Source organism: Enterobacter sp. CGMCC 5087, from assembly GCF_003144775.1.
GTDB lineage: Bacteria > Pseudomonadota > Gammaproteobacteria > Enterobacterales > Enterobacteriaceae > Enterobacter > Enterobacter cloacae_M.
Window position 1 is genome coordinate 1 of record NZ_QFXN01000238.1, and the last position, 3,275, is coordinate 3,275.

3 protein-coding genes are annotated in these 3,275 nt (G+C 59.0%); all 3 read left to right on the forward strand.

Annotation, left to right across the window (positions count from 1 at the left end):
* Positions 1-1,375 (forward strand): acetate--CoA ligase (acs, locus tag DEO48_RS21280; RefSeq protein WP_109846222.1); only part of this gene is annotated, 1,375 nt, incomplete at its 5' end.
* Between the two features lie 135 nt (positions 1,376-1,510).
* Positions 1,511-1,825, forward strand: coding sequence for a DUF485 domain-containing protein (locus DEO48_RS21285; protein WP_023310065.1), 315 nt, complete (start codon positions 1,511-1,513; stop codon positions 1,823-1,825).
* Positions 1,822-3,275 (forward strand): cation acetate symporter (locus DEO48_RS21290; protein WP_109846223.1); only part of this gene is annotated, 1,454 nt, incomplete at its 3' end. The genes DEO48_RS21285 and DEO48_RS21290, both read left to right, overlap by 4 nt.

Here is a 3,275-nt window from a genome sequence, read left to right on the forward strand (position 1 = left end):
AATCCCACTGAAGAAAAACGTCGACGAAGCGCTGAAAAACCCGAACGTCAAAACGGTCAGTAACGTCATCGTCCTTAAGCGTACCGGCGGCAAAATCGACTGGAACGAGGGGCGCGACCTGTGGTGGAGCGACCTGATCGAGAACGCGAGCGACCAGCATCAACCGGAAGAGATGAACGCAGAAGATCCGCTGTTCATTCTTTATACCTCCGGCTCCACCGGTAAGCCGAAAGGCGTGCTGCACACCACCGGCGGCTATCTGGTCTATGCGGCCACCACCTTCAAATACGTCTTCGACTACCATCCGGGCGACATCTACTGGTGTACCGCCGACGTGGGCTGGGTTACCGGACACAGTTACCTGCTGTACGGCCCGCTGGCCTGTGGCGCAACAACGCTGATGTTTGAGGGCGTACCAAACTGGCCGACCCCGGCGCGTATGTGTCAGGTGGTCGACAAACACCAGGTCAACATTCTCTACACCGCGCCAACGGCGATCCGCGCATTAATGGCGGAAGGCGATAAAGCCATCGAAGGCACTGACCGCTCTTCATTGCGCATCCTCGGTTCCGTGGGTGAGCCAATCAACCCGGAAGCCTGGGAGTGGTACTGGAAGAAAATCGGCAACGAGAAATGCCCGGTGATGGACACCTGGTGGCAGACCGAAACCGGCGGCTTCATGATCACTCCGATGCCGGGCGCCACGCAGCTGAAGGCCGGTTCCGCAACCCGTCCATTCTTCGGCGTGCAGCCTGCGCTGGTGGATAACGAAGGCAACCCGCTGGAAGGCGCCACCGAAGGCAACCTGGTGATCACTGACTCCTGGCCGGGTCAGGCGCGTACCCTGTTCGGCGATCACGATCGCTTCGAGCAGACCTACTTCTCGACCTTTAAAAACATGTACTTCAGCGGCGACGGCGCGCGTCGTGACGAAGATGGCTATTACTGGATAACCGGGCGCGTGGACGACGTGCTGAACGTCTCCGGCCACCGTCTGGGCACCGCTGAGATTGAATCGGCGCTGGTGTCGCATCCGAAGATTGCCGAAGCGGCGGTTGTGGGCATTCCGCACAACATCAAAGGCCAGGCGATTTACGCCTATGTCACCCTGAACCACGGTGAAGAACCGTCGCCTGAGCTCTACGCTGAGGTGCGCAACTGGGTGCGTAAAGAGATTGGCCCGCTGGCGACGCCGGACGTGCTGCACTGGACCGACTCGCTGCCGAAAACCCGCTCCGGCAAAATTATGCGTCGTATCTTGCGCAAAATCGCGGCAGGAGACACCAGCAACCTGGGTGATACCTCAACGCTCGCGGATCCTGGCGTGGTGGAAAAACTGCTCGAAGAGAAGCAGGCCATCGCGATGCCTTCCTAGTGTTTTCTCCCTCTCCCTGTGGGAGAGGGCTGGGGTGAGGGCATCAGACCGCACCTTCCTCCCCTCACCCTAACCCTCTCCCCAAAGGGGAGAGGGGACTAAAAACAAACCTACCTTACCTTTGGAGACTCTGTGATGAATAACGATATTTGTCAGCAGATAGAGAATAGTGCGCACTACAGGGAGCTCGTCGATAAGCGGCAACGGTTTGCCTTCATCCTTTCCATCATCATGCTGGTTATCTACGTCGGCTTTATTCTGCTGATCGCCTTTGCCCCGCACTGGCTGGGCACCCCTCTGCACGAGGGGACCAGCGTGACGCGCGGTATTCCGATTGGTATTGGCGTGATTGTGATTTCATTCTTGCTGACAGGCGTCTACGTCTGGCGCGCGAACGGTGAATTCGATCGACTTAATAAAGCGGTACTGCAAGAGGTAAAAGCATCATGAAGAGAGTTCTGACGGCGCTCGCCGCCACGCTTCCCTTTGCCGCCCACGCGGCGGATGCCATTACCGGCGAGGTCCAGCGCCAGCCAACCAACTGGCAGGCCATAGTGATGTTCCTGATTTTCGTCCTGCTGACGCTGTACATCACCTACTGGGCGTCGAAACGCGTGCGCTCCCGTAACGATTACTACACCGCAGGCGGCAACATTACCGGCTTCCAGAACGGGCTGGCGATTGCGGGTGACTTTATGTCCGCCGCCTCTTTCCTGGGGATCTCCGCGCTGGTCTACACCTCCGGCTATGACGGCCTGATCTACTCCCTCGGCTTCCTCGTCGGCTGGCCGATCATCCTGTTCCTGATTGCCGAACGCTTGCGCAACCTGGGACGCTACACCTTCGCTGACGTGGCCTCCTATCGCCTGAAGCAGGGTCCGATTCGCACCCTCTCCGCCTGCGGTTCGCTGGTGGTGGTGGCGCTGTACCTGATTGCGCAGATGGTGGGCGCGGGTAAATTGATCGAACTGCTGTTCGGCCTGAACTACCACATCGCGGTGGTGCTGGTTGGCGTGCTGATGGTGATGTACGTCCTGTTCGGCGGCATGCTGGCAACCACCTGGGTGCAGATCATCAAAGCCGTTCTGCTGCTGTTCGGCGCCAGCTTTATGGCCTTTATGGTGATGAAGCACGTCGGGTTCAGCTTCAATAACCTGTTCACCGAAGCGATGGCGGTCCACCCGAAAGGGGAAGCGATCATGAGCCCGGGCGGGCTGGTGAAAGACCCGATATCCGCGCTCTCGCTCGGTCTCGGCCTGATGTTCGGTACTGCGGGCCTGCCGCATATCCTGATGCGTTTCTTCACCGTGAGCGATGCGCGTGAAGCGCGCAAGAGCGTCTTTTACGCCACCGGTTTCATGGGTTACTTCTATATCCTCACCTTTATCATCGGCTTTGGCGCGATCATGCTGGTGGGGGCGAACCCGGCGTTTAAAGACGCGGCGGGCGCGCTGATTGGCGGTAACAACATGGCGGCGGTGCACCTGGCAGACGCGGTGGGCGGTAACCTGTTCCTCGGCTTTATCTCCGCCGTGGCCTTCGCCACCATTCTTGCGGTGGTTGCAGGGCTGACGCTGGCAGGCGCGTCTGCGGTATCGCATGACCTCTACGCCAACGTATTCCGCAAAGGCGCGAGCGAGCGCGACGAGCTGAAGGTCTCGAAAATCACCGTGCTGGTGCTGGGCGTGGTGGCGATTCTGTTAGGCATTCTGTTTGAGAAGCAGAACATCGCCTTTATGGTGGGGCTGGCCTTCTCGATTGCGGCAAGCTGTAACTTCCCGATCATCCTGCTCTCCATGTACTGGTCGAAGCTGACCACCCGTGGCGCGATGATTGGCGGCTGGCTGGGGCTGCTGACGGCGGTGATCCTGATGATTCTGGGCCCGACCATCTGGGTGCA

Bases quoted from the DNA above. Each gene is read 5' to 3' on its own strand.
- DEO48_RS21285 (WP_023310065.1), top strand. From the start codon at position 1,511: ATGAATAACGATATTTGTCAGCAGATAGAGAATAGTGCGCACTACAGG.